Source organism: Paenibacillus sp. FSL H7-0918, from assembly GCF_038007025.1.
Classification (GTDB): Bacteria; Bacillota; Bacilli; order Paenibacillales; family Paenibacillaceae; genus Paenibacillus_AQ; species Paenibacillus_AQ odorifer.
Genome location: NZ_JBBOWJ010000001.1, coordinates 2,690,068 through 2,716,089 on the forward strand (window position 1 = coordinate 2,690,068; position 26,022 = coordinate 2,716,089).

Genomic DNA, 26,022 nt, shown 5'->3' on the forward strand with positions numbered 1-26,022 from the left:
TCCGTGAGCATTCTATGTCTAAAAACTTTATTTGTCGTACTTTTGTCACACTTTCCGTTGTTCAATATGCGTTATCTTCTTATCTAGTTTGTCCAGTTTTATGTAATGAAACCCTGTCGTCCAGAACTTTGCTCATTGACGTGAAACCAAGCGATCTTTAAAATTCTAAACAAGTATAAACAACTTTGCGTTCTGTCCTATTAGGGACGTTATGCGTGTATACGAGAAAGTATAAGAGCAATTTATCAGCCAGATTTAAAGGAAGGGAGCAACGCCATGGAGCCGCTGACGGACCCTTTTGGACGTTTACACGATTACATCCGCATTTCGGTTACCGACCGCTGCAACCTGCGTTGCATCTATTGTATGCCAGCGGAAGGGATGCAATTCCAACCGCAGGACGAGATTCTGAGTTACGAGGAAATTACCGCAGTCGTTAAGTCGCTATCCCCTCTTGGATTATGTAAAGTACGACTAACTGGTGGAGAACCTCTTGTCCGCAAAGATCTGGAAAAGCTTGTTGCTATGATATCTGCGATCCCAGGGATAGAAGATATTTCGCTGACTACAAATGGTTTAATGCTTCCAGCCAAAGCAGCACAGCTAAAAGAAGCCGGTCTGTCACGGGTAAACATCAGCCTAGACTCCTTACGGCAGGATCGATTTTCTATGATTACTCGTGGCGGCGAAGTCGCCAAGGTATTAAAGGGGATCGAGGCCGCACAAGCCGCCGGACTTCAACCGATAAAGCTTAACGTTGTATTGATGAAAGGAATTAATGACGACGAAATCAAAGACTTCATCTCCCTTACGCTGGAGAGTCCTCTAAATGTACGCTTTATAGAATACATGCCGATTGGCAGTGCTACTGATGCTTGGCGCCAAACTTATCTGCCTCTGGAAAGGGTTGTAGAAGCTTGTACTGAGGCTGGTTGGGAAACGGAAGCGGCAGAAATGCCCTCCGGGAATGGCCCTTCCCAGAATCGGCGGGTTGTCGGAGCCCCTGGTACATTCGGCCTGATTCATCCGGTGAGCGAGCACTTCTGCGATAATTGCAACCGCCTGAGACTTACCGCAGATGGGCACATCAAAGCTTGCCTGTATTGGGCAGATGAATACAATGTCCGCCCTTTGATAAGCGATCCTGTTGCTGTGCAGGCCTTATTCCGGAAAGCGCTGGGCAACAAACCCCATAATCATGAAATGGCCTTAGCTCTGGAGAAAAAAGCACAGAGCCACACGCCGACAGCTCGGCGCATGTCTCAAATTGGTGGATAAACGTCCATCCCGGTATTATAGTTCCTCTTTTAATTGCATAAATACAAAAAACGCCGCTTTCCCACTGAACGATCTGGGAAAGCGGCGTTGTGCTTAAAGCTTAGCGATGAGCTATTCAATCACTATTAGAGAGATAGAGCTTCGAGCAGCTTAGAAATAGTCGCCGCCGCCTCGGCTCTTGTAGCCTTTTTCTCAGGACGGAAGGTATTGTCTTCGAATCCACCCAGAATACCGGCTTCAGCTGTTTTTCACATACAGCAAGTTTATTTCATTCGTACTGGCAAGCTCACCTTGAACGCTGTCCCATCCCCCGGGCGACTATTTGCAGTTACCTTACCTTCATGCAGCTCAACGATTTTTTTAACCAATGACAGACCTAGTCCACTGCCGCCACCACTTGCGGTTCTAGCTTTATCTGCCTTATAGAAACGCTCGAAGATCCGAGGCAGATCTTCCTCCGAGATGCCAATCCCACTATCTTGAATCTCCACCTCTACCTGCTCATCCACCATGCGAAGGCTAATATGGATGCAACCGTTCTGCGGAGTAAACTTGATACTGTTATGCAGCAGATTAGTCCAAACCTGACTCATTAAATCTTTTACAGCAGATACATTCACTTCTTCCAGTTCAGCCTCTACCTCTATTTTTTTCTCCAACCACTGTGGTTCAGAAGCCAGAATCGTATCTCTAAGCTGCTTATCCAGGCGGTAAATCTGATTTTCAAACGGAAAATTGCCCGATTCAAGCGCGGACAGCTTCAATAAATTATCACTGAGCCCAGATACGCGGGTACTCTCAGCCACTATAATATTAAGGTAGTGCCTCCTGCTCTTCACACTCAGAGTTTCATCCTGCAGCGCAAGAGCAAACCCCCGAATAGAGGTTAGCGGAGATTGAATTTCATGCGATACATTAGAGATAAAATCCTGACGCATGGTCTCCATCTGGCTCAGTTCGCTGGCCATTACGTTGATACTCTCTACAATCTCACCGAAATCACCGTAGTCCTTTGTATTATCAAGTACCACATTGAAATCACCCTTAGCAATCCGCCCTAAACCTTCGATAATTGATTTATAAAAAACACGTTCCCAGCCCCGGAATAACTTGGAGGTTACCAATGCCATCAAAAACAAAATCACAATTCCGACCATCACGCCGATTAACTGGGTCAAATACTCCGAAGAGGGGCGTCCAACCCTGCCATATATCCAGTTCATCAAGAAATAAGCTGCACTCCAGCTAATCCCAACACCACCGAAGTAAATAAAAGTCATCCCAATCCGCTTAAGAAGCTCCTTAAACCGGTTCATGCCTCTGCCTCCAGCCGATAGCCTAATCCGCGGATGGTACGAATAACAAACCCGTATTTATCAGGAGCGAACCGTTCGCGCAAACGGTTGATATGCACATCGAGCGTCCGCTCATTCCCTTCAAAATCATAACCCCATATCTCTTCGATTAGCCTGTCTCTAGTCAATGTCTGCCCCGGATAGCTGCCCAGCTTAAATAACAGCTCAAATTCCTTAAGTGGCAAGGTGACTTCTCCATACGCTGAGGATACCTCGTAGGTTTTACGATTCATTCGCAGCCGGCCAATCCCCACACTTTGTGCAGCAGAGATTTGGTAACGTTTGAGCAGCGCCTTTACTCGCGCAATAAGCACCACTGGCTCAAAGGGTTTGACGAGATAGTCATCACTTCCCAGCTCAAAGCCCTTCACAATTTGTGAGGTCTCTCCCTTAGCCGTCAGCATCAATATCGGAAAATCATAGGTTTGGCGCATCTTCCGGCACAGCTCCCAGCCATCCAAATTGGGCATCATCACATCAATAATGGCTAAGTCTATGTTATGGCTCTCCAGAATCTGAAGAGCCTCCAGTCCATCAGAAGCTCCATAGATGTCATCCATCCCCTCAGCTCTCAGAAATACTTCTACCAATTCGCGGATGTGCGGATCGTCGTCCGCTACTAGTATTTTTGTCATGTATCACTGGAGCCTCCTCTTTATTGTCTTGAATCTCAAGGTTATTCATCTGCAGCTGCTGGGTGGCAAATTCACGATATAGCTCATGGTTTTCCAGCAGTTCTTCATGTCTTCCCATCCCGGTAATCTGGCCCTTTTCCATAAAAATAATCTGCTCAGCATTTACAACAGTAGCCAAACGGTGCGCAATTACAATCGTAGTCCGGCCCTTCATCAAATTGGACAGTGCCTTCTGCACTACGGCCTCTGATTGGCTATCCAGACTGGAGGTCGCCTCATCAAGCATAAGAATCTTTGGATTCCGCAGCAGCGCTCTAGCAATAGCAATCCGTTGCCGCTGTCCACCCGAGAGCTTCACACCTCTCTCACCGACATCCGTATTATATCCTTCAGGAAGCTCATCGATAAAGCCATTTGCATAAGCCATTGCTGCTGCTGCGCGCACCTCCTCCATGCTAACGTCTCGATCCAATCCATAGGTTAAATTCTCAGCAATCGTACCTGCCAACAATGGGCTTTCCTGTGAGACGTACCCGATCAGTTTCCGCCATGAGCGTAATGAGAAGGTTGACACTGGTTTATCGCCTAGCTTAACCATACCTTTCTGAGGCTCATAGAATCGTTCGAGCAGTGAAAATAATGTAGTCTTGCCTCCCCCGCTCGGTCCAACAATAGCCGTCACCTGACCCGGAAGCATCCGGAAGCTTACATCGGTTAGCACATTCTCACCATTTTTATATCCAAAGCTTAGATCTTCTACCGAGATAGGACCCTCTGCACCGTTCGCCTCTTCCTGGCCCTCATATACCTCCTCTTCTGCTGCCAGGGTTTCAATAATGCGCTCTGATGCCCCTTTAGCTTTCTGAATCTGTGTAAAGAACGTGGTCAATTGAGTAAGCGGCATAATAATCTGAATAAGATACAGGATAAAGGCTACCAGCTCTCCAGCTGTCAAAGCCCCGGAAGATACCTGCATTCCGCCATAACCGATAATGACCACAAGTAACATCATAAAGACAAAAGAGACAAGTGGACTGATCATAGCGCTGATTTTGCCTTCACGAATGCCAAAGGAGAGCAGGTTCATAATTCCGGTTTTGCCTGCTTCGTACTCTTTTTTCTCTGCACCCGAGGATTTCACCAGACGGATCTCTGACAATACACCACTAAGTGTGGCGGTAAAAGAAGCTGTTTCGTCCTGCATGCCTTTGGAGATTTTGTACATCTGCCGTCCAAGCGGCACCAAAATCAACGCAGATAGTGGAAGAACGGTGAACAGAACAAGCGTCATCTTCCAGTTCAAAAATAAAAGCACAGCAATGGAGCCCACAATGGAAATCACTCCGGTAAATAAGCTGGCCAGATGTTCAGAGATCAGCGTTTTGATGATCCCTGTATCATTCGTCATCCGGCTGACGCTTTCTCCTGTCCGATTATCATTGTAATAAGCTACTGGCAACACTAAAAATTTACGCCATAACCGGTCACGAAGACCTGCAACCATCTTCTGGCCTACATAATTCAGCAGATAGATAGAGATTCCCCCGGCGATCGTCTGCGCGATAAAAGCACCCGCTATGCCCACAATTTGCAGCTTGCTGACAGAAGCCAAAGAAAAGCCATCCACCAGATTTTTGGTGAACATTGGGATCACCAGACTAACCAATGTCGAGATCATGCTTAGTGCAATGGCTATTGCCAATAAGCCGTATGAAGGCTTGGTTTCTTTTAATAATGTGAGGAATGGCTTCAGCGCCGTTTTCCCCTTAGCTTCGGATTTTTTCATGCAAAAACTCCCCTTTTCTTGGTGAATCTGCGAGAAGAATGTATCTTCTCTGTTTCGCCTAACCCCATCCTAGCCCTGAATTGTAAACTGAAGTTAAACCCATTGATTCTCTTTTATACAAACATAGATAGGATAATCCTCAGGTATATTCCTAGTAAGGAAGAGCAAACGCCTAACATTTCTGCCACCTGCAAACTTGTTATATGCGTTTTTTGTCACTTAGCGGATCAAATTTAAATAAACGTTAAAAAAATGTAAAAAAGTAAAAAAGGAAGTTTGTATCCCTTTTCAACACGTGTTACAGTGATAGAAGGGCCTAATATTGGTCAGTATATCCATGCAAGACATCTAGTGGGAAAGGAGTGACGCATTTGCGGAAAGGCGTTAACTATCCATCTTCTTTCACGTCTTTAAAATGGTTCAATTTTTTTGTATACGGAACCATGGTCCTCTTCTCCAGCTTCTTTCAACTATACCTGCTGGATGTAGGGATGAACAAATTAGAGATCGGTGCCGTATTTTCTATGGGTGCGCTAGTATCCATCTTTGCAAATCCATTCTGGGCAATCTGGACTGACCGATACCAGAATATCCGGAGAATCGTTTTGCTTATGTTAATCGGAACGTTAGTGTTATCCCAGCTTATGTTTCGGGCAAATACATATGAGATGATCTACATCTCCATTCTTTTGTTCTATTTCTTCCAAGGACCGTTATTTGCTCAGAGCAATACGATGATTCTCAGCTATATTGACGGAACTAACTATCGCTTCCGTTCTTTTCGGCTTTGGGGTTCATTGGGGTGGGCACTAATTGCAATTGCCGCCGGATTGGTCCTTGATTGGGCTGGTGTATCTATCTTGTCCTATCTGTTTGCAGGCTTACTATGTGCATCAATGTTATCCATTCTTGCATTACCGAAACTTAACCATACCATTGGCATGGCTCCTATGCCGTATAGAGGCTTCAGCAAACTAATTTATAATCCCTTTTTCTTGTGTTTCATATTGTTTGGTATCCTAGTTTCCATACCGAACACCATGAACACTACATTCATGTCTTTGTATATTACGGACCTAGGCGGCTCCAAGGGAATGATTGGTCTCGCAGTATTCCTCTCCTCTATTTTGGAAGTGGGTGTATTTGTTCTCTGCGACCGATTCCTTAAACGTAAAATATCTGTTCTGCTCGGCTGGCTTGCGCTGGTTAGCGCTTTATTCGTACTACGATGGTGGTTCATGGCGGACGCGACTACAGCCCTCCAAGTAGTGCTCATTCAAATTTTACACTGCATAACATTTGGTGGTTTCTTCTATGTAGGCACTCAACTGACCATGCTTCTTATTCCAAGACCTTACCGTGCTTCAGGACAAGCGCTCTACACACTGACTTGGAGCGGTATAGCCGGTATTGTTGGAGGAGTTCTCGGCGGGTGGATGTATCAAAATCTAGGGGCACAGAGCATGTATCAAGCGGGTGTCTTCTTGACACTGTTTGGAACGCTAGGCTTTACTTTCATGTGGCTCTTTGTAAACCGTGGAGGCTACCGGCCCCCTACAGAGGATGAGGAAGAACTCTCTCACATCGAAATATTATAAGCGAAAATATAAAAAACAGGCTCAAACGTACCTAAACGGGACGTTTGAGCCTGTTTTATTATAAAGAACCTGAACGAATCAAGTGTTAGCCTTGTTTTGGAGGCTGAAATGAACTCTTCAGTGAAACGATAAGATTGAATACGAGATGCCCAGGCGCCGAATATTTGCTATCTACATTAAAATAGCCATGACGGAAGAACTGGAATTTATCCTGAGCCACACTGTCCTTAAGCTCGGGTTCCACAAAACCTTGTAAGATTTCAATGGATTTAGGATTAAGCTGATCCAAGAAGCTAGGCTCCGCTTTCTCTACCGTGGAATCCAGACCTTCAACTTCTGCAGCTTCATCTACTTCTTCAGCAGAAATCAGTGGCTCGTATAAACGGAATTCTGCAGGCACAGCTTGACTAGCTTCTACCCAGTGCAGAGTACCTTTTACCTTACGGCCTGTAAATCCACTGCCACTCTTTGTTTCCGGATCATACGTACAATGCAGTTCAACAACCTCGCCATTCTCATCTTTAATGACTTCATTACATTTGATGAAATAAGCATGCTTCAGGCGTACTTCATTGCCGGGGAACAAGCGGAAATATTTATTGGGCGGATTCTCCATAAAGTCGTCGCGCTCAACATAAATCTCACGAGAGAACGGAATTTGGCGTACACCCATTTCTTCATTCTCTGTATTATTCTCCGCTTCAAGCCATTCTGTTTGGCCTTCCGGATAATTGGTGATAACAACCTTAAGCGGACGAAGTATAGCCATGGTGCGAGGCACAGTTAACTTAAGGTCTTCCCGGATAAAGTGCTCCAGCATTTGCAGGTCCACTAGACCCTGACTCTTGGAGATCCCTGCTTCGTACACGAATTTACGAATCGCTTCCGGCGTATATCCTCTGCGGCGCAGGCCGGAGATCGTTGGCATCCGCGGATCGTCCCAGCCATCCACATGTTTTTCGTCTACCAGCAGCTTCAGCTTACGTTTACTAGTCATGGTTTGAGCGAGATTCAGACGGCCGAATTCATATTGATGCGGAACAGAAGGCATCTCACATTCCGCTACGACCCAATCATAAAATGGGCGTTGATCTTCAAACTCAAGCGAACAAAGGGAGTGAGTTACACCTTCAATGGCGTCCTCAAGTGGATGAGCGAACGTGTACATCGGGTAGATGCACCATTTATCCCCTGTATTATGGTGATGCGCATGAGTAATCCGATAGATGACAGGATCACGCAGATTAATATTTGGTGAAGCCATATCGATCTTGGCACGAAGAACCTTCTCACCATCTTTGAATTCCCCTGCCCGCATACGGCGGAACAGATCCAAATTCTCTTCGATGCTGCGCTCACGATGTGGGCTGTTCTGTCCTGGCTCCGTCAGCGTTCCCCGCAATTGGCGAATTTCATCCGCGCTGAGGTCATCTACATAAGCTTTACCTTTAGTAATTAATAATTCGGCACGTTTGTACATTTCCTCAAAATAATCCGATGCAAAACGCAGCTCTTCCCATTCATAGCCCAGCCACTTTACATCTTCCTGAATGGAGTTCACATATTCCGTATCTTCTTTGGCAGGATTCGTGTCGTCAAATCTTAGGTTAGTCTTGCCACCGAACTCGTCCGCCAGTGTAAAGTTAATCCAAATCGCCTTGGCATGTCCGATATGTAAGTAACCGTTCGGCTCCGGCGGAAAGCGTGTGACAACTTCTTTTACTTTACCCGTACGGAGGTCTTCGGTAATAACATTTTTAATAAAATTGGAGGGGGTAGTACGGTTCTCCACAGCTATCAACCTTTCGTTCTGTAGTGTTACACTACTTCTTGTATAAACATGTTTCCTACTAATATACCCGTTAACTGTAGATTGTTCAATAAAAGGGGGCACATGGCCTGGATCAATTTTTAGCATCTTTAGACCTTTTGACTTCTCTGCGGGCGATAGAGTAGCATGATAATCATAAGAAAAAATCCATAATCATACATAAGGCCTTGTGCCGAAAAGGAGGCAACCGCTTGTTTAATTATGTCATCGACGAAGAGCTTATCTTAAAGCCACTCATGCCTGAGCATGCTAGGCACATATTCGCGTTAGTGGAGCGCTCGCGGGAACGACTTAGGCAATGGCTTCCTTGGGTTGATGCCGTTACGGAACAGGATCACACCCTTAATTTCATTAAAAATGCTATAAAACAAGGCACCGACAATGGCGCCTTCACTGCTGGACTTTGGGTCCGCGGCGAGCTCGCTGGCGTCATTGGGTATCACCAGATTGACTGGCATAACCGTTCCGTAGGGATTGGTTATTGGCTTGGTGATGGATATGAAGGCAAAGGTTATATGACCAGTGCCTGCCGAGTTCTAGTAGACTACGCCCTGCTTGAAATGGAGCTGCAGCGGGTAGAAATTCGCTGCGCAACCGCCAACGTAACTAGCCGGGCAATTCCTGAACGGCTTGGTTTTGTGCTCGAAGGTGTGATCAGACAGGCAGAAAAGCTGCCCGATGGCTACGTGAATCACGCCGTATATGGTTTATTACGTAGTGAGTGGCAGCTGCTCGGCTAAGTTACTTAAGCAAAGCAAAGTTAAACAAACACGTAAGCAGAAATAAACCTGGCTGGCATACGCCCCCAGGTTTATTTTATTGTGCAGACCAAGATTAGATCTCTGGCATACCCAGCTGTTTTCGAAACTTGTTCCGTACTACGGCTGAGAGAGCTTCCAGCTCCACAAGCTCTGCCAGAGCAGCTTCCTCTTGCAGCCCAACCTGCATTAAATGCAGTACATGCGCCATGGAAGCAATGCTGTCTCCGTTTTCTTTTTTGACAATTGCATCGCCGGTTGAAATCATTCCTTCACGAAGTACACGTAAGTAAAATCCGCTATACCTTGTATCCAGAACTTGAGCCGGTAGATCTGCGGGTCCATGCTTTTGTGAGATTTTGAAGCAAGGGTATCGTGGTTGGCTAACCTGAAGCAAAGTGGTGCCTATTTCATATACATCGCCAATACACACCTCTGTCTCCAGTAGACCCGTTGTGGTGATATTTTCTCCAAAAGCCGAGTACTCCAGTTTCTTTCCCAGCTGCTGTTCCCAATACGGATAGTGCTCAATGGGATAGGCGCATACCGCCTTGTCAGGACCTCCATGATGTTTAAGATCTGCCTGGCCATCTCCAACAAATCCATTGGTATGTAGCTGAACTGATCCATCTACAGGCGTTTTATAAATTCCGGTCTCCAAAGGTTTTCCCCGATAATCCACCGTCACCGGCCGACCGACATTAAGCGAGACGATCTCCATATCCATTTCCTCCTGTCAGCATGCAGCTCATAAATATCTCATCCACATAACGACCGCCAAGATAAAACTCCTCCCGCAGACGCCCCTCTTCCACAAAACCGCATTCCCGGTAAAAAGAAATCGCTGATTCATTGCAGGATAATACACGCAGACGAAGCTTACGAATAGCATGCGCCGCAGCGTGTTCCTTAATGGCTTCCATGAGCTGCCGGCCGATGCCTAAACGTTGATAGTTCGGATGAACAGCAATATTAACCTCGCACACATGCCGGTTGCTCTCCATTCTACTAGGGCAGCCAAACCCGACATATCCACATAGCTTGTCATCTTGCAGCGCTACGAGCTGAGAGCCCGGGGGAGCATTCAGCAAGAAATCCTCTTGTGAGCGCCACAACATAGGTCCCGGGCTAGTGTCCTCTGTCCAAATCAGATGGTCCAGATCAATCAGTTCTCGCACGTCTTTAATCTCTGAGGGTCTAATAGTTAACCTTGCCTTGTTGATTTGTTTCATAAGATGTACACCCCTTGCCTTGCACCTCTATAGAATTCACAGCAGATGTTGGAATCCACTGTGTATAGTTATCCTGCGGACCGCTCTAACGAATGGCCTTTACGATTGACTAAAGCATGGATGACGAAAAACCCTACAGACAGCAGCGCCATCGCACAAGCCAGCCAGGCTGTTGGTGCCAAACCACCGCTATCATACAGTCTGCCCATGAAGTAAGGGCCAATGACTCTCCCGACTGCACCAATCCCTCCGCTTAGTCCCAAATAAAACGGTGCGCTGCGCCCCGCATGATCCGAGATAAAGGATGGCATCGCTGGAGAAATCAGCATTTCTCCCAGTGTAGCAAGCACCATTCCAAGCACTAATCCAGGATAATTAGGCATCCACAAAAGAAACGCATAGCCACCCAAATAAAACAGGGCACTTGCAGTCATTTGCGCCGTTGAGGTAGACGCGAACCAGCGCTTAATCATTGTTACCAATGGCTGAGCTGCAAAAATCAAAATACCGTTCAGTGTCCAGAGAAAACCATAAGTTTTCTTAGGCCAGCCCTCTGAAATAATGAACGGAGATACCCCTGTATTCCAGATAGAGTTACCGAGAAGCAGGAACAAAGAACCGATCCCCATATAAAGATAAATACGAGTATGCCCCATTAGCTTCCACGTGGATTGTTTCTCTGGTTCATTCTTCTGATGCCCCATTACCTCATGCGCAGGTTCTCCACCGATTTTCTTCAGATATATAAAAAAGAAACCCGCAAATACCGCCGAGGTTACACCATTCATTACAAAGCTTAGCATATAGGAAATATCGGCCAAAAAACCACTTAATGCCGTCCCCAGTGCTACACCAATATTATTGGCGACATAAATAACATTAAACAGCTCACCACGCTGCTTCGTGAAACGAAAGCCGATAAATGCCTGAATGGCAGGTAATGATAAGGAATTAAATAATCCCACTAGTCCCATTGCAACCATAAATAACGTCCAGTTGTTACTAGCTGCCGGCAAGGTGAACAGTGCCAAAGCATTCATGGCGAGCGCTCCGACAATCAGCCGGTTCACGCCTACCTTATGATAGAGTGAGCCCCCGAGTAGTTGACCCACGATCCCACCAACCGATTGAATAAGAATCACCAGTCCAGCATCTGACATGCTGCGTCCAAGCTCATCAAATACATACATCGTAACGAGCGGCCACATCAGCGCACTACCTGTTGCGTTAATTAGGCTGGCAATGAGAAATATTTTCACTTCTTTTGGATATGCCTGTAAAAACTTCATAAGTAGTGTACATCCCCTGTTATATATGTGTCATTAATTCATCCAGTATCATCCCAAAACAGGGCTATGAGCAAGCATACACATTGACGTTTTATCGTGATAAAGTACGCATGAAATCTAAAGGATAAAACGCACATATAGCATGAAATATCCCGTCTCCCTTGGGGTTCACGTCCGCAGTCCTCCCTAGTTCTAATATCTATTCTTATTTTAAAGCCGTGGCTGTCGTCCGTAAAGCAAACAAACAAGAAGAAACTGATTCGCTTTTAGAAAGACGGGGTAATAGAGCCTAGAAACACTCCCCCTTCAAAATTCGCCGTGATCCGATTTCGTTCCCCCGAGCGCGGATATATCACGGCGGATTTTTTTGTGTCTACATAACAAAAAGCACCCCTAAAACATTAACGCCACCAATAAGGCAGACCTTGAATGTTCTATGGAGTGCTCTATAAGACGAGCTTAAGCGTGTTTTTTGACACTGCTGCCGGACATGCTATCTACGGATTGAATAGCCGTAGGTGCTTTACGCAAGTATGCCATCCAATAGGCAGCTGCGACAAATATTGCCCCACCCGTTAGATTTCCGAGCCAGACGGGAACAAAGTTAGTGAAATATTGCCCCCATGAATAGTAACCTTCAAAAATAGCTGCTGGAATTAGGAACATGTTAGCTACAACGTGCTGGAATCCGATCGCAACAAAGGCCATCGTTGGGAACCAAATACCAAGGATTTTGCCGCTGAAGTTATCTGCTCCATAGGAGAGCCATACGGCCAGCGCAACGAGCCAGTTACAGCCGATACCCGAAACAAATGCCGGAAAGAATTCTGCATCGATTTTATGACCAGCCATATCCACCAATTTTTCTAAATACACACCCTCTGAAGTTAAACCCACCACATGACCGAAGAAATAAGCTACAAATAATGCCCCTGCCAGATTACTAATCGTAATGAGCAAAAGATTCTTCACAACTTCCCAGAAAGAAATCTTCTTAGCCATAAAAGCAAGCGGCACGGCCATCATATTCCCTGTCAGTAGTTCTCCACCTGCAAGGAGTACCATGATCAGCCCAACGGGGAAGACTGCGGCTCCGATAAAGTTAGCAATGGAACCCCATTCCTGTGGTGCGCCAGCAATGACGCGAATATCTAATAAAAACCCGAGCGCAATAAACGCTCCTCCCAAAAAGCCCAGAATAAGTACGGTACTTAGCGGATTATGAGCTTTTTTTATGCCGTTCTCTACAGTTACTTCGGCAATTTGCTGCGGTTTGCTATAAGCCATGGTTCCTATCCCCTTCATCTATTTACTTCAAATTTGTTCCTTTATGACCATTGTAGCGTGTCGTAAAACACATTAACGTGATAATTATCACTTTGAGAAAACTAAGTGAAACTTTTCACCGACATGTCAAATTTACTGCGACCTGTGCACAAATAGAAGTTTGTGTATGACCGGCTAAGCCAGCATATCTTGTTTCGTTGGATTACATTTGAGGTACGCAGCAGCTATCGGACACCGTTGTCCTTATATGCAGCAAGATCTCACAGTAGCTATACCTCACTGTAGTCATACCTCACTATCGTCATACTTCACTATCGTCATACTTCACTATCGGCATTCTATCGGACTCGGATGACTCTAATCGTAGCTTTTGAGCATATTTGGCCCACACCCGGACATCGGACTCAGATAACCTTATTTGTAACTTTCGAGCACATTTGACTCGCTATCGGACCCCATAGTCGCTATTGGCACCAAAAACACACTAGTTGTAACTCGTTCTATGTAATAGCTGCACTGGAGTCCGAAATCACGCTCAAACGGCGATTATTGCTAAATAGCGGCTTCTGAGTCCGAAAGCTTCTGCGGAGGGCGATGATTCAGCACGATCGGACTCAGATGACCTTATACGTAGCTTTTGAGCACATTTGGCTTGCTATCGGACCCCATAGTCGCTATTAGCACGAAAAACACACTAGTTGTACCTCATTCTATGTAATAGCTGCATTGGAGTCCGAAATCACACTCAAACGGCGATTAATTGCTAAATAGCGCCTTCTGAGTCCGAAAGCTTCTGCGGAGGGATGATGACTCAGCACGATCGGACACAGTTGACCCTACTCGTAACTTTCGAGCACATTTGGCTTGCTATCGGACCCCATAGTCGCTATTAGCACGAAAAACACACTCAATGCACCTCATTCTAAGTAATAGCTGCATTGGAGTCCGAAACCACGCTCAATAGGCGATTATTTGCTAATTAGCGGCTTCTGAGTCCGAAAGCTTCTGCGGAGGGATGATGACTCGGCACGATCGGACTCAGATGACCCTATACGTAACTTTCGAGCACATTTGGCTTGCTATCGGACCCCATAGTCGCTATTAGCACGAAAAACACACTAGTTGTACCTCATTCTATGTAATAGCTGCATTGGAGTCCGAAACCACGCTCAATAGGCGATTATTTGCTAATTAGCGGCTTCTGAGTCCGAAAGCTTCTGCGGAGGGATGATGACTCGGCACGATCGGACTCAGATGAACCTATACGTAGCTTTTGAGCACATTTGGCTCGCTATCGGACCCCATAGTCGCTATTAGCACGAAAAACACACTAGTTGTACCTCATTCTATGTAATAGCTGCATTGGAGTCCGAAATCACACTCAAACGGCGATTAATTGCTAAATAGCGCCTTCTGAGTCCGAAAGCTTCTGCGGAGGGATGATGACTCAGCACGATCGGACACAGTTGACCCTAGTCGTAACTTTTGAGCATATTTGGATTGCTACCATCACCGAAGCCATTGGATTGCATCTACCCAAGCAGCTAATCATTCTGCACCTAACAAAAAAAGCAGCAATCCTCCCGTTACAGGAGAATCGCTGCTTTTCTAGCTTTATAAGGTTGTCTTTTCGTCGATAAATCACTCAGAAACAATCGTTTCTTTTTAAACCGTTACAGCCTCTTTGCTTGGTACTGTTGTCGGCAGCGCTTGAAGACCTACTGTATTCAGGAAGTTCCAAGGTTTGTTGTAATGCGGTTGGAAGAAGAAATCGATAAAGGCTAGTTGGTCGATTGTCATTTGATTTTGAATACATACAGACACTGTGTTGATCGATTGCGTCAGATCCATCTTGGACATAATTTGAGCCCCGAGAATACGGCGTGTGGCGCGATCAAACACTACTTTTAACTGAACCTGCTCAAAGGTTGGCATAAATTCCGGACGGTAGTTATCAATAATCATGGCGGTTTCTACGTCCATTCCTTCAGCCTTAGCTCCTTCTTCAGTAAGCCCTGTTGCAGCGATATTGTCTTCATAAATCTTAATGCCCGAAGTCCCTTGTGTACCCATATAAGGAATGGTTTCTGTTACCAAGTTGCGTGCAACTAAGGTTCCCATCCGCACAGCATTGGTTGCCAGTGGGATATAGGCGTGTTTGCCTGTAGGGTTGTAATGAATCGCACAGCTGTCGCCAGCGGCATATACATCCGGGCAGCTAGTCTGCATATAGTTATTGACTACAATGGCACCATTAGGCAGCATATCGACTTGACCTTTTAAGAGTTCAGTATTAGGACGGAAACCAATGCAGAGAATGACCAGATCTGTCTCATGCTCACCTTTGCTTGTAATAACTTTTGTAACCTTACCGTCTTTGCCTGCAAAAAAGCTGACCTTCTCATTCAGTGCCAATTTAATCCCATGATCCTGAAAAGATTGTTCGATCGGTGCAGTAAATTCTTGGTCCAGATATTTACTCAGAATGCGATCTTCACCATCAATTAGCGTAACTTGCTTACCATTCATTTGAAAAGCTTCCACCAGTTCAACGCCGATATATCCAGCACCGACGACGGTTATTTTATTCGCTTGTTTAGCTTTTTCTATAATAGTGTTGGAATGATCATAGTTCTTGGAAAGTAAAATCCCCTCGAGTTCAAACCCTTCAAGCTTCGGCACAATCGGCCATGAACCTGTAGTCATAATCAGCTTATCGTAGGTGTCAGCGAACTCGCGGCCTGTCTCCAGATTGCGAACACGTAATGTTTTGGAATTCGTATCCACTGCAGTTACTTCATGACGCATATTGGTCTTTACGCCAAGCTCTGCAAGCTTTTCTGGTGAAGAATAGAATAGCCCCTCTGGGTCTTTGACCACTCCACCTACATACAAGGCAATTCCACAGGATAAGAAGGAAATATTATCATTACGCTCATATACAGTAATCTCGGCATCCGGGTAAAGCTGAGCAGTATTCACAATTGCGGCGGTTCCGGCATGGGTACATCCAATGACAGCTACTTTCATTATTTCTTCCTCCTTCAAATGGACAATCGGGTTATATATTTGACTTGCATGACCGATCAATGATGGAATCTGATCAACAATGGGTTGGTTGTGATTAATTTCACTTTATAAACTGATTATATTGTGATATTTATCACATTACAAGTCTTTTTTACCTATATCCTCATATTGTTCACAATTTTAAGTTTTTTTCCGCCACTGCTGCCGAATGCGACTCCGTTAGCTTTGCCACGTGGGAGGTACATTATGATCCGCATTTTGCAGGAATTCAAAGGAAACATAAAAAAGGCTTCCCCTCTAATTCAATAAGGAGAAGCCTTTTATAAAAACACTTTACACCAGACCGTGAATCTCGCCGTCCTCGTCCATCCATAGTCCCTCAGCAGCTGGCTTAGCTGGCAGACCTGGCATCGTAACGATATTGCCTGTAATAACTACCGCAAAGCCGGCACCAAGTGAAAGGGTAATATCTCGGACACCAATCGTAAAGCCTTCAGGTGCTCCGAGTAGTCTAGGCTGGTCGGAGAAGGAATAAGGTGTCTTCGCCAAACATACTTGAAGATCATTTAGCCCAAGCCGCTCGATAACCGCCAGACTCCGCTTAGCCGCCGGAGAAAAGTTCACTTCTGCCCCGCGGTAGATCTCACGGACAATTTTGTTAATTTTGGATGAAATGTTGAGATCCTTCTCATACAAAGGAGCAAACTGGCTCGTGCCACTATTGTCCAAGAGCTTGTTCAGCTCAGAAGCCAACTCCTGTCCACCTGCACTACCTTCCGCCCATACTTTTGAGATCGCAGCCGGCACGTTTAAATTGCGGCAGGCCTCCAGTACATCGTTAATCTCGCCCTCACTGTCCCCTTCAAAATGATTTATGGCAACTAAAACAGGGACTCCAAATTTACCGAGATTCTCTACATGACGTTCTAAATTCACCAATCCCGCGCGCAGCGCCGTCCGATTCTCGGTTAGAAGCTCACCTTTAGGCACACCACCGTTATATTTTAAGGACTTAACAGTTACAACAAGAACAGCAGCAGAAGGAGTCAACCCGGCCTGTTGGCATTTGATATCCATGAATTTCTCTGCACCAAGATCCGCTCCGAAGCCTGCTTCGGTGACCACAACCTCTCCCAGCTTAAGGGCATAACGAGTGCCAATAACACTGCTGCAGCCATGAGCGATATTCGCAAACGGCCCCCCGTGCACAATAACAGGCGTACCTTCCAGAGTCTGTACCAAGTTTGGCTTAACTGCTTCCTTAAGCAGCGCTGTCATCGCTTCAACGGCCCCGATTTGCTCAGCTGTTACCGGTTGTCCCTCTTGGTCGTAACCAATCAGAATACGATTTAAACGCTTCTTGAGATCAATAAGGTTATCGCATAGGCATAACACAGCCATAATCTCAGAAGCTGTTGTAATCTGAAAGCCACTTTCCCGTACCGCTCCATTTCCGTCCCCGAGCCCAGTCACAATACTGCGCAGGCTGCGGTCATTCATATCCATGACACGTTTCCAAACGATACGCTGCGGATCCAGTCCCAGCTCATTGCCTTGGAAGATATGATTGTCAATCATAGCGGACAATAAATTATGCGCAGAAGTTACTGCATGAATGTCACCGGTAAAGTGCAAATTAATCTCATCAGCCGGAACAATCTGCGACTTCCCGCCGCCTGTTGCACCGCCCTTCATCCCTAAGCAAGGCCCAAGCGAGGGCTCACGTAAAGCAGCCACAGTCTTCACACCTGCTGCATTCATTGCCTGCGCCAACCCGATGGTTGTTAAGGTCTTACCCTCTCCAGCAGGGGTCGGATTCACCGCAGTGACCAGAACCAGCTTGCCATCTGGCTTGTTTTTCATATCCTCCCATAAGGAAGGTGAGAGTTTGCTTTTATATTTGCCGTATAGTTCCAGATGCTGCTCGTCGATTCCTGCTTGTGCTGCTACCTCTGTAATTAACTTCATGCTTGTATAAAACCCTCCTGCCGTTATTATCCTGCTGTACTCCGCTTTTTTATGCATGTTCGCACAGTTGCTATATTCTCTTCAAAGGATACATCGTCTTTTTAAAGCGTCAAGTATAATTTATCACAATAAAAATTCAAGGCAATCTCCATTAATCCTTTAAAAAAAGAAAATCCCCGCGAGCATCGGTCGAAACCGAGTCGAAGGGATACTTGAAAGATCACTCTGCAACTGACCCCATAATGGATCTACAGTAGTGACTCAATATGTTGTTTCATCGTTTCCGGCGATTCTTTGGGCTCCACACGAGCCACTACATTGCCGCTGCGATCAATTAGAAATTTCGTGAAATTCCAGCTAATGTCGCTGCTGTCTCCAGCACCAGGCTGCTGCTCCTTCAAATATTTAAAAAGCGGGCTGGCATCCGGTCCATTAACATCAACTTTGGCGAAGACCGGAAAGGTAACTCCATAATTAATCTGACAGAATTCCTCAGCCTCTTCACTCGTACCTGGCTCCTGGCCCGCAAACTGGTTGCAGGGGAATCCTAATACTGCAAGTCCTTGATCGCTATACTGTTCGTATAGTTTCTGAAGGTCTCCATACTGTGGCGTAAGTCCGCACTTACTAGCCGTATTAGCAATCAGCAGCACCTTACCTTCATACTCCGCAAACGGCACTTCTTTACCCGAAGGTGTAACGCCGGCAAAATTGTAGATCGACATCTTTATTCCCCTTCCTTCCTTGTACTTAGACTACACTACGTATCTTACCCGAACTGTAAGGGAATGCAACTTCTGAGCTTTTTTTATTGCCATAGAAAAAGCAGCCCTACAAATTTCATAGGACTGCTCTCTGCGTCTGTGTTATTTCGATACCGGAATTGCGTCATAATATTCTTCCAACGTAATATCCTTCTCATTGATATAGGCAGCAATGTCCTTACCTACATAACGGATATGCCAAGGCTCGTACTTATATCCGGTAATGTCTTGCTTACCTTCAGGATATCTGATGATAAAACCATATTCTCCTACATGCTTGGCCAACCACTCGGCTTCCTTCGTTCCACCAAAACAGCTCTCGGCGGCACACTTGCCATCACTTCCCGAGACATCAATAGCCAGCCCGGTCTGATGCTCGCTATAGCCAGGGACTGCACTGTAAGTACGGGCTTTTTCTTCCCCATCTCTCTCCACATAACGGTTATACAAAGTCGTCTGGGTTGCCTGTGAGCGGTAGGCAGAAACGCCCGCTAAATAAATTCCGTCTTCCTCTGCACCTGCGAACATCTTCTCCAAGGCTTTAGCGGCTTCGCTGCGCATCATACGCTTTTCGATTTTCTCTTTGAAGGTAAAACGGACATCAGGATAGACAAGATCCGTTGGTTTATAATTATCAGGCAAACCATACTGCTTATTTACCATCACTGTAATACTATCAGGCTCTGCAGATATAGGATCTGGTACACTACCGGCATTATCACCGCCTGATTCAGGCGGACTGGAGGGTTCTGATGGATCTGGTGTATCAGATGGATCAGCTACTGCCGGGTCTGTAATCCCCCTCCATCACTTTCCCCCGTATCCCCAGGCTCACCTTGAAGATTATCCCCCACATTTATATTTGAACCGTTACTCTCCGAAGCAGAAGGAGACGTGTACTTTCCTATTCCCCAACCGACAGCAATAACGACAATTAACAAGATTATAATTTTAAATTTTTTTGACATCTGTAAGTTCTTCCTCCTCGAAGCCGAACATTCTATTTATCTATTAGACAGGCTTTCCTTCATAAATGTTTCACTAAGAACCTAATTTAAATATAAAAATCAATATGTTCTACGCTATAAAATAAAGGTTACCATAGGTCATTAGCTTCAGCGCTAACTACCCTATGGTAACAAGTTTCATCTATAAAACTCTACTAACTTTATCTGGAAGTACCGCGACCGCCGCTTTTAAAGCCACCGGATCCATTGCTACGGCCACCGCGTGAAGATCCGCCGCCGCCGTTGCGGCCGCCTTTGCCAGCAGCGCCACCCTTGGCACCGGCGTATCCTCCTTTGCTGCCTTTACCACCTTTGCCGCCTCTAGACGGGCCTGCACCGTAGCCGCTGCCTAAGCCGCCACGTGGAGTGCCTCCAGTGTAGGCACCGCCGTCCGCACCTCTAGCTACGTTCTCACTGTAGCCAGTGCTTGGGCCGCCCTTCCGGTTCGCACCGCGCGAACCGGCGCTAGGCGTTGCCGCGTTGCCGCTGGCAGACGCTTCGCCTCGGGAGGCGAAGGCGCCATAGCCGCCGCCTACTCGCACTACGCCGGCAGCCTTGCCGCCGCCCTTAGGAGCAGCAGCGTCATAGCCGCTGCCGCCACGCTTGCCCGCCGCCGCATCGGAACGACCGCGGCGTCCTTCTGCAGGCGCACCCCAGCCGCCTGCTTCTTTACCGCGGCCACGGCCACCTTGCCGCGCTCCGCCTTCGCCGCGCGGAGCTCCGCCGCGGCCAGAGCCGCCGGTCTTCGGCCCGCGGCCCGTGCGCGCTGCCTCAGCGCCGCCGCTTTGGCGACCGCCGCCTTGCACAGGGATGAATTCGCCAACGCCGAATTCATCCTTCTCGTAACGGCGGCGATCCAGCCGCTGCGAGATGCCATGCTCGATCAAATCCAGACCCTCTTGATCACGTGGAGATACGAAAGTTATTGCAAGCCCTTTGCCTCCAGCACGGCCAGTCCGGCCGATCCGGTGAATATAGCTATCCACATCAAGCGGCATATCATAGTTAAAGATGTGAGTAATACCTTCAACATCCAGACCCCGAGCTGCTACGTCTGTCGCTACAAGCAGCTGCAGCTTCGCATCACGGAATCTTTTCATCACGCCTTCACGTTTACCTTGGGACAAATCACCGTGCAGCTCGTCACATTCATAACCGGCTGCTTGCAGCGCTTCGTTCAAATTGGATACCCGTCGTTTCGTCCGGCAGAAAATAATAGCCAAGTAAGGACGATCCCGTTCAATGAGGGATTTGAGCGCTTCTTCTTTATTACGGTCCGAGCATTCCACTACTTGCTGTTTGATATTATCCAGCGGAATCGGCGAACCACTCTTAATGATGATATCCAGTGGCTCTTTCATGTAATTAGCAGCGAGACGTTTAATCGGATCAGGCATTGTCGCGGAGAACAACATAGTCTGACGGCGATAAGGCACTGCCGTAATGATAGTCTCAACATCCTCCAAAAAGCCCATGTGCAGCATTTGATCGGCTTCGTCCAGAACGAGCATTTTTACACCGCTAAGATCCAGCGTTTCCCGGCGCATATGATCCAAAAGTCTGCCCGGTGTACCGATGATAAGATGTCTGCCGCCTTCCAGCTTGCGCAGTTGCTTCTCTACATCCTGACCCCCGTAAACCGCCAATATTTTGATATCCGTATGACGCGCCAGCTTGCGTGCCTCTTCTGTAATCTGCAAAGCCAGCTCACGTGTTGGAGCCATAATCAGCGCCTGAGGATAAGCCCGCTCCGTATGGATCTTGTCCATAATTGGCAGCAAAAAGGCCAAGGTCTTCCCTGTACCTGTCTTCGCTCTAGCTATTACGTCCAAGCCCTGCACCAATGGCGGAATGGCTTCCTGTTGCACTGGCGTAGGTTTAACAATGCCTTGACTTTGAAGCAATGTACACAGTAATTCTGAAACTCCTAAATCTTTAAATCCCGGCAAATTCTCCACCTCACTATTTTCTCGGTTTAATTTGATTACATCTCTTTCTTAACTTCCGTCTTCAAAAGCCCTGTATGAGGCAGCCTGCATAGGCTGTCCTGTTCTGGGGCATATGCTTCAGATTCAGCTATATTCAAACAAAAGCGGAAGAACACCGTCACCGGCATCCTTCCGTCCCATGTATCCCTTGACCCGTTAAAAGAGTGCGGTCAAAGTTCGGTTTCTGGGCAGCAGCGATCCACCGGACGTTAAGACGGCACTCCATTTGCGTTCCATTCCACTTTATACAATAGAAGTAAAGTTAAGCTTAGAAAGTTATCTTTTATATTGTACTTGATAGAAAGGCATTTGTGTGAAACTGCTGAAGAATAATTATTCAAATCCCTTAAGCTAGAACCTTCCCGATTTAAAAATCGCATAGATCAGCCACAAGAACATCAGAAGAGCCACTACGCTGCCAACCTCCACTGTAGGGAAATTCCATAACACTGAAGGCTGTCCACGCATCGCAGTACCAATAATGAGTCCTGTCATGATGATGCTAAACGCGAGCATCACAATACTGAATGCTAAACGGTTACCTACCCGGTCCAGCTTACGCTCCAGATTCTGCATCTCAGGTGCCACAATCTCCACCTTTATCTTTCCCTTACTGATCAGCGCGGATAACTGCTTAGCCTGCCCAGGAAGCTCCAGCAGACTCTCTGTTAAGTCGGCTACGCCTCCCAGGAACTTACGCTGCAATCGACTGCCGCTAAAGCGCTGCTTCACAAGTTCCCGCCCAAAGGGTTCCGCCATCTCCAAAATACTGATGGTTGGATCTAAGTTGCTGATGACTCCCTCCAGCGTGAGCATTGTCTTACCTAACATCGTCAAATCCGGCGGCAGCACTAGACGGTGTTTTCGCGCTATGCCGAACAGATCATTCAGGGCTTTGCCTATACTCATTTTGCTAAATGGAACATCATAATATTCATCCCGCAGCCGATCCATATCATCATGCAGCGCACTTCGATCAGCATCCTCGGGAATGACTCCAAGACGCAAAATTGCCCGGACCATTGCATCCGTATTTTTGCGCATCAGAGCGATAATAAGTGCAGACAGCTGCTCCTTCATCTCCTCATTCAGCCGACCCATCATGCCAAAATCAATCAAAGCCAGCTTTCCATCACCCATCCGTATAACATTGCCCGGATGAGGATCAGCATGGAAAAAACCATGAATGAAGATTTGTCTAAGCATCATCTCCACAAGTTGCTGAGCAATGGCTTTAAGCTTAACGCCTTTACTCAGCAACTCATCGCGACGACTCAGTGTTGTCCCTACCACATATTCCATCGTCAGCACTCGTGTTGACGTATAGTCCCAATAGATATCCGGGATGTACACTCCCTCATAATCCATCTGTTGATCGATTTTCTCTGCATTACGCCCCTCTTGGCTGTAATCCAGCTCGCCAAGCAGCGATTTCGAGAACTCCTCTACCATACGGCACAGCTGATATTGCCTCGCCCAAGCGAGCCGCTTTTCAGCAAGCATGCTTAAATCTTTGAGAATTTCCAAATCCCTGCTCATCGTTCGCAGAATACCAGGACGTTGAACTTTAACAGCTACGACTTGTCCACTGTGAAGCACAGCCCTATGCACCTGACCGATGGATGCCGCAGCAAGTGGCGTATCCTCAAAAGAATTAAAGATTTCATCCATATGCTGGTCCAGTTCCTGCTCAATGATCGCGCGCACGCGGTCGACAGGAAAAGGAGGCACATTATCCTGTAGTTTTACCAATTCCTGAATAATAGAATCAGGCAGCAGATCTGAACGGGTACTGGCGAGTTGTCCCAGCTTAATAAAGGTTGGACCCAAATCCTCCAGCACCAGCCGAATCCGCTCCCCGAGCGTAAGGCTTGTGTGTGCTTCCTGCGTTACAAGACGACGTGGAAGGGATAGTAAGTGATAGAGCCCCAGCTCTTCCACCATATAGCCAAAACCATGGCGCATAAGCGCCATGGCGATTGCCCGGTAACGTCCGGCATGTCTAATGCGTACTGCCATTTAGTCCGAACGCGTTTCCGCCGATGTTCCCTCTAGATGGGAAATTCCCTCTAGCTCGGCCAACCGGCGCTCCAATACTGCAATTCGCCCTTCCAGCTCGGCAATATCGTTTTGTACAGGCACATTCATTTCCTTCAGCACGCGTTGTACTTGCTCTTGTACAGCAGATTTGAACATGCCTCGTTCTTCCTCACCACGTTCAATTAGCCGATCGACGAGAGCCCTAGATTCCGAAGGAGCAAGCTCCCCGCGTTTCACTAGTTCTTCAACAACCTTCTCTACTTTTTCCTTACTGACAATGGTGAGGCCCACTCCTAAAGAGATCGCTTTTTTAAACAAATCACTCATGGCACTTTCCTCCCAAAGATTCCGTTTCATTACATAACGGAGTTTATGATTAAAGTATACCCCACTGTGTACGTATTTCAAAAAAAACACAACATTGCTTAGTTAGTGACCGGAATACGGGCAGCCCAAGTAGCCGCCTGTAGAATTAGTTTACGTAGTGCCGGATGACGGAAGGAAGGTTCATGATGACCAGGCATAAGGAATACTACTCGTCCTAAACCATAGCTATGGCACCATGCAGCTGGAATCCATTGCCCCTCAGATTCATATTGAAGTAGAATAGTCCGTTCTGTGAACGGGTCAAATTCAAAATGATAGGGCTCCTCATCCAATTGGAAATCTTCCACACCTTCGGTAATGTCATGCTCTAGCACTTTGAAGTTCAGGGGTTCGTAAGCTGTGTGTCCGTTAAATCGACCCCCGATTAGCTGTGCAAGCTCGTTACGTTTCGTCAGCGAAGCTCCCGTATGAAGAACAATGAGTCCGCCTCCTCCACTTACATAGCTGAGCAAACCAGCCGTTTGTTGAGGGGAGACTGTTTCGTTCCACAATTCATTGTAAGCAATACATAGGTCATAACTTGCTAAATGCTCAATGCGCATTAATTTTTTATTTTCTGAACATTGCACGGTTAATAAATCATTTAAGATCTCACTAATTTGTTGGTCCACTCCTTGAAGTGGATGAAACCGGGGATGGGTGTAATCACCAAGTAATAGACATTTTCTCTTGTCCATGGGATCCTCCTCCTTATTCGTTGTTATTATTCGTCACATGTTGCCTATATTCTAAGGAAAACTGCCGCGAATGTCCATGCAGATGGCAGGTATATTGCTCTTTGGGCTTATTTTTCCGGGTAAAAAAGCATCCCCGGCCATGATAACAGGCGGGAATGCTTCTGTGCGATAACGTCATTCGTGTAAAGCTGACGCAACTTGTGACTTAGCGATTCGCCGCCACATATTTGCCTAGCTCTACAATCATGCTTCCCATCCGTTCATGCTCAGGCATAATGATACGCTGTACGCCCTCTTCTTTAAGCGCCTCAGAGGTAATCCGTCCTACAGAAACAGCAAGCACTTTATCCTCGAAAGACTTCAGCATTTCTTCCAGCTTTCCCTGTTCCCGGGCAAATTGACAGAGGAAACGAAACTGTGGTGCACTCGTAAAAGCCACGGCATCAATTTTGCCTGATATGATTTCTAGAAGCAATCTTTCCAGTTCGCCCGGCTCAGGTGGGGTATGGCGATACGGCAGCACTTGGCGGGTAGTAGCCCCAGCCTCCTGCAGCCATGCAAGCATATGAGGAGCTGGATCGCCGTGCAGCTGAAGAACGACTTCTTTCCCTTGCAAATTCAGGGATTGAAGCCCACGAATCAATCCGATTGTACTTCCGTCGTCGTCACGAACCTCCGGCGTAAGTCCTCTTTTTTTCAAAGCATTCACTGTCTTATAACCCCGTGCGGCAATAATAGAATCAGAAAGTACTTCTAAGAAACGTTCTTCGATCCCCATTCGCTCAGCCATATCGAAGAGAGCATCAAGTCCCATCCCTGTAGTCAGGATCGCCAAGTAGGGAGGCTGATTGATCCATGCATTCAAACCTTCCTGCAAGGCCTCGTCATCAAGAAATACAGTCCCTTGAGCAGGCCGGCATACTGCCGCCCCCCCCATATTCTGAACCAGCTTGGCCATTTCTTCCGATTTGCGCGGACCCGCCAAGGCGACAGTGATCCCTTTTAATTGCTCTGCCATTTCCTATTATCTCTCCTCTCTCCATTGCCTAACCCAACATTATTGTTTATCAGTATACTTGCAAAGGAGTTCAAAAGGGAAGATAAAAAGCACG

21 protein-coding genes and 1 pseudogene are annotated in these 26,022 nt (G+C 46.7%); 3 read left to right on the top strand and 19 right to left on the bottom strand.

Annotated elements, in window-relative coordinates; genetic code table 11:
* Positions 1-276: 276 nt before the first annotated feature.
* The gene (gene moaA / locus MHI15_RS12195; protein WP_076123949.1) at positions 277-1,278 is read left to right on the top strand and encodes a GTP 3',8-cyclase MoaA; all 1,002 of its coding nucleotides are present in this window, start codon (positions 277-279) and stop codon (positions 1,276-1,278) included.
* Positions 1,279-1,403: 125 nt separating this feature from the next.
* Here moaA and MHI15_RS30775 read toward each other — a convergent pair whose 3' ends face one another.
* The 4 genes from MHI15_RS30775 to MHI15_RS12210 are packed head-to-tail and all read right to left on the bottom strand — an operon-like array spanning position 1,404 to position 5,054.
* Entirely contained in the window at positions 1,404-1,508 is a 105-nt protein-coding gene (locus MHI15_RS30775; RefSeq protein WP_081383200.1) for an S-layer homology domain-containing protein, read from the bottom strand.
* A gap of 33 nt (positions 1,509-1,541) precedes the next feature.
* A complete protein-coding gene (locus MHI15_RS12200; RefSeq protein ID WP_076192343.1) occupies positions 1,542-2,594 on the bottom strand; it encodes a HAMP domain-containing sensor histidine kinase in 1,053 nt (350 codons plus the stop codon).
* A complete protein-coding gene (locus MHI15_RS12205; protein WP_076123953.1) occupies positions 2,591-3,268 on the bottom strand; it encodes a response regulator transcription factor in 678 nt (225 codons plus the stop codon). The genes MHI15_RS12200 and MHI15_RS12205 overlap by 4 nt, the downstream gene beginning before the upstream one ends.
* Positions 3,198-5,054, bottom strand: coding sequence for an ABC transporter ATP-binding protein (locus tag MHI15_RS12210; RefSeq protein ID WP_340977893.1), 1,857 nt, complete (start codon positions 5,052-5,054; stop codon positions 3,198-3,200). Before MHI15_RS12210 ends, MHI15_RS12205 begins: the two co-directional genes overlap by 71 nt.
* A gap of 362 nt (positions 5,055-5,416) precedes the next feature.
* Between MHI15_RS12210 and MHI15_RS12215 the strand changes: the two genes are divergently transcribed.
* The gene (locus tag MHI15_RS12215; RefSeq protein WP_305953522.1) at positions 5,417-6,652 is read left to right on the top strand and encodes an MFS transporter; all 1,236 of its coding nucleotides are present in this window, start codon (positions 5,417-5,419) and stop codon (positions 6,650-6,652) included.
* Positions 6,653-6,737: 85 nt separating this feature from the next.
* Here MHI15_RS12215 and MHI15_RS12220 read toward each other — a convergent pair whose 3' ends face one another.
* Positions 6,738-8,444, bottom strand: coding sequence for a glutamine--tRNA ligase/YqeY domain fusion protein (locus tag MHI15_RS12220; RefSeq protein ID WP_076276935.1), 1,707 nt, complete (start codon positions 8,442-8,444; stop codon positions 6,738-6,740).
* Positions 8,445-8,674: 230 nt separating this feature from the next.
* On the opposite strand from MHI15_RS12220, the gene MHI15_RS12225 reads away from it, so the two are divergent.
* Positions 8,675-9,223, top strand: coding sequence for a GNAT family N-acetyltransferase (locus MHI15_RS12225; protein ID WP_036681941.1), 549 nt, complete (start codon positions 8,675-8,677; stop codon positions 9,221-9,223).
* A gap of 94 nt (positions 9,224-9,317) precedes the next feature.
* Here MHI15_RS12225 and MHI15_RS12230 read toward each other — a convergent pair whose 3' ends face one another.
* The 14 genes and pseudogenes from MHI15_RS12230 to MHI15_RS12295 all read right to left on the bottom strand — a co-directional run bounded on the left by MHI15_RS12230 (position 9,318) and on the right by MHI15_RS12295 (position 25,928).
* On the bottom strand, positions 9,318-9,962 hold the full coding sequence (locus tag MHI15_RS12230; RefSeq protein WP_340033771.1) for an MOSC domain-containing protein: 645 nt from the start codon (positions 9,960-9,962) through the stop codon (positions 9,318-9,320).
* Positions 9,943-10,473, bottom strand: coding sequence for a GNAT family N-acetyltransferase (locus tag MHI15_RS12235; RefSeq protein WP_076123959.1), 531 nt, complete (start codon positions 10,471-10,473; stop codon positions 9,943-9,945). Before MHI15_RS12235 ends, MHI15_RS12230 begins: the two co-directional genes overlap by 20 nt.
* A gap of 68 nt (positions 10,474-10,541) precedes the next feature.
* Entirely contained in the window at positions 10,542-11,762 is a 1,221-nt protein-coding gene (locus MHI15_RS12240; protein ID WP_340977891.1) for an MFS transporter, read from the bottom strand.
* A gap of 459 nt (positions 11,763-12,221) precedes the next feature.
* Positions 12,222-13,049: a formate/nitrite transporter family protein gene (locus tag MHI15_RS12245; protein WP_036681949.1), complete on the bottom strand. Its 828-nt coding sequence runs from the start codon at positions 13,047-13,049 to the stop codon at positions 12,222-12,224.
* Between the two features lie 1,665 nt (positions 13,050-14,714).
* Entirely contained in the window at positions 14,715-16,079 is a 1,365-nt protein-coding gene (locus MHI15_RS12250) for an FAD-dependent oxidoreductase (protein ID WP_341164450.1), read from the bottom strand.
* Positions 16,080-16,412: 333 nt separating this feature from the next.
* A complete protein-coding gene (locus MHI15_RS12255; RefSeq protein ID WP_076132599.1) occupies positions 16,413-18,047 on the bottom strand; it encodes a formate--tetrahydrofolate ligase in 1,635 nt (544 codons plus the stop codon).
* A 248-nt stretch (positions 18,048-18,295) separates the two neighbouring features.
* Entirely contained in the window at positions 18,296-18,772 is a 477-nt protein-coding gene (locus tag MHI15_RS12260) for a glutathione peroxidase (RefSeq protein WP_076132601.1), read from the bottom strand.
* 141 nt (positions 18,773-18,913) lie between these two features.
* A pseudogene (locus MHI15_RS12265) lies at positions 18,914-19,498 on the bottom strand (M15 family metallopeptidase); the annotation flags it as partial.
* A 92-nt stretch (positions 19,499-19,590) separates the two neighbouring features.
* The gene (locus tag MHI15_RS12270) at positions 19,591-19,779 is read right to left on the bottom strand and encodes a hypothetical protein (RefSeq protein WP_341164451.1); all 189 of its coding nucleotides are present in this window, start codon (positions 19,777-19,779) and stop codon (positions 19,591-19,593) included.
* Positions 19,780-19,979: 200 nt separating this feature from the next.
* A complete protein-coding gene (locus tag MHI15_RS12275) occupies positions 19,980-21,767 on the bottom strand; it encodes a DEAD/DEAH box helicase (protein ID WP_081388799.1) in 1,788 nt (595 codons plus the stop codon).
* 390 nt (positions 21,768-22,157) lie between these two features.
* Positions 22,158-23,825, bottom strand: coding sequence for an ABC1 kinase family protein (locus tag MHI15_RS12280; RefSeq protein WP_076182022.1), 1,668 nt, complete (start codon positions 23,823-23,825; stop codon positions 22,158-22,160).
* Positions 23,826-24,173, bottom strand: a complete 348-nt coding sequence (locus MHI15_RS12285) for a phasin family protein (protein ID WP_036681962.1) — start codon at positions 24,171-24,173, stop codon at positions 23,826-23,828.
* Positions 24,174-24,271: 98 nt separating this feature from the next.
* Entirely contained in the window at positions 24,272-24,910 is a 639-nt protein-coding gene (locus MHI15_RS12290; RefSeq protein WP_076123974.1) for a ThuA domain-containing protein, read from the bottom strand.
* A gap of 205 nt (positions 24,911-25,115) precedes the next feature.
* Positions 25,116-25,928, bottom strand: a complete 813-nt coding sequence (locus tag MHI15_RS12295; protein ID WP_341164452.1) for a uroporphyrinogen-III synthase — start codon at positions 25,926-25,928, stop codon at positions 25,116-25,118.
* Positions 25,929-26,022 lie beyond the last annotated feature (94 nt).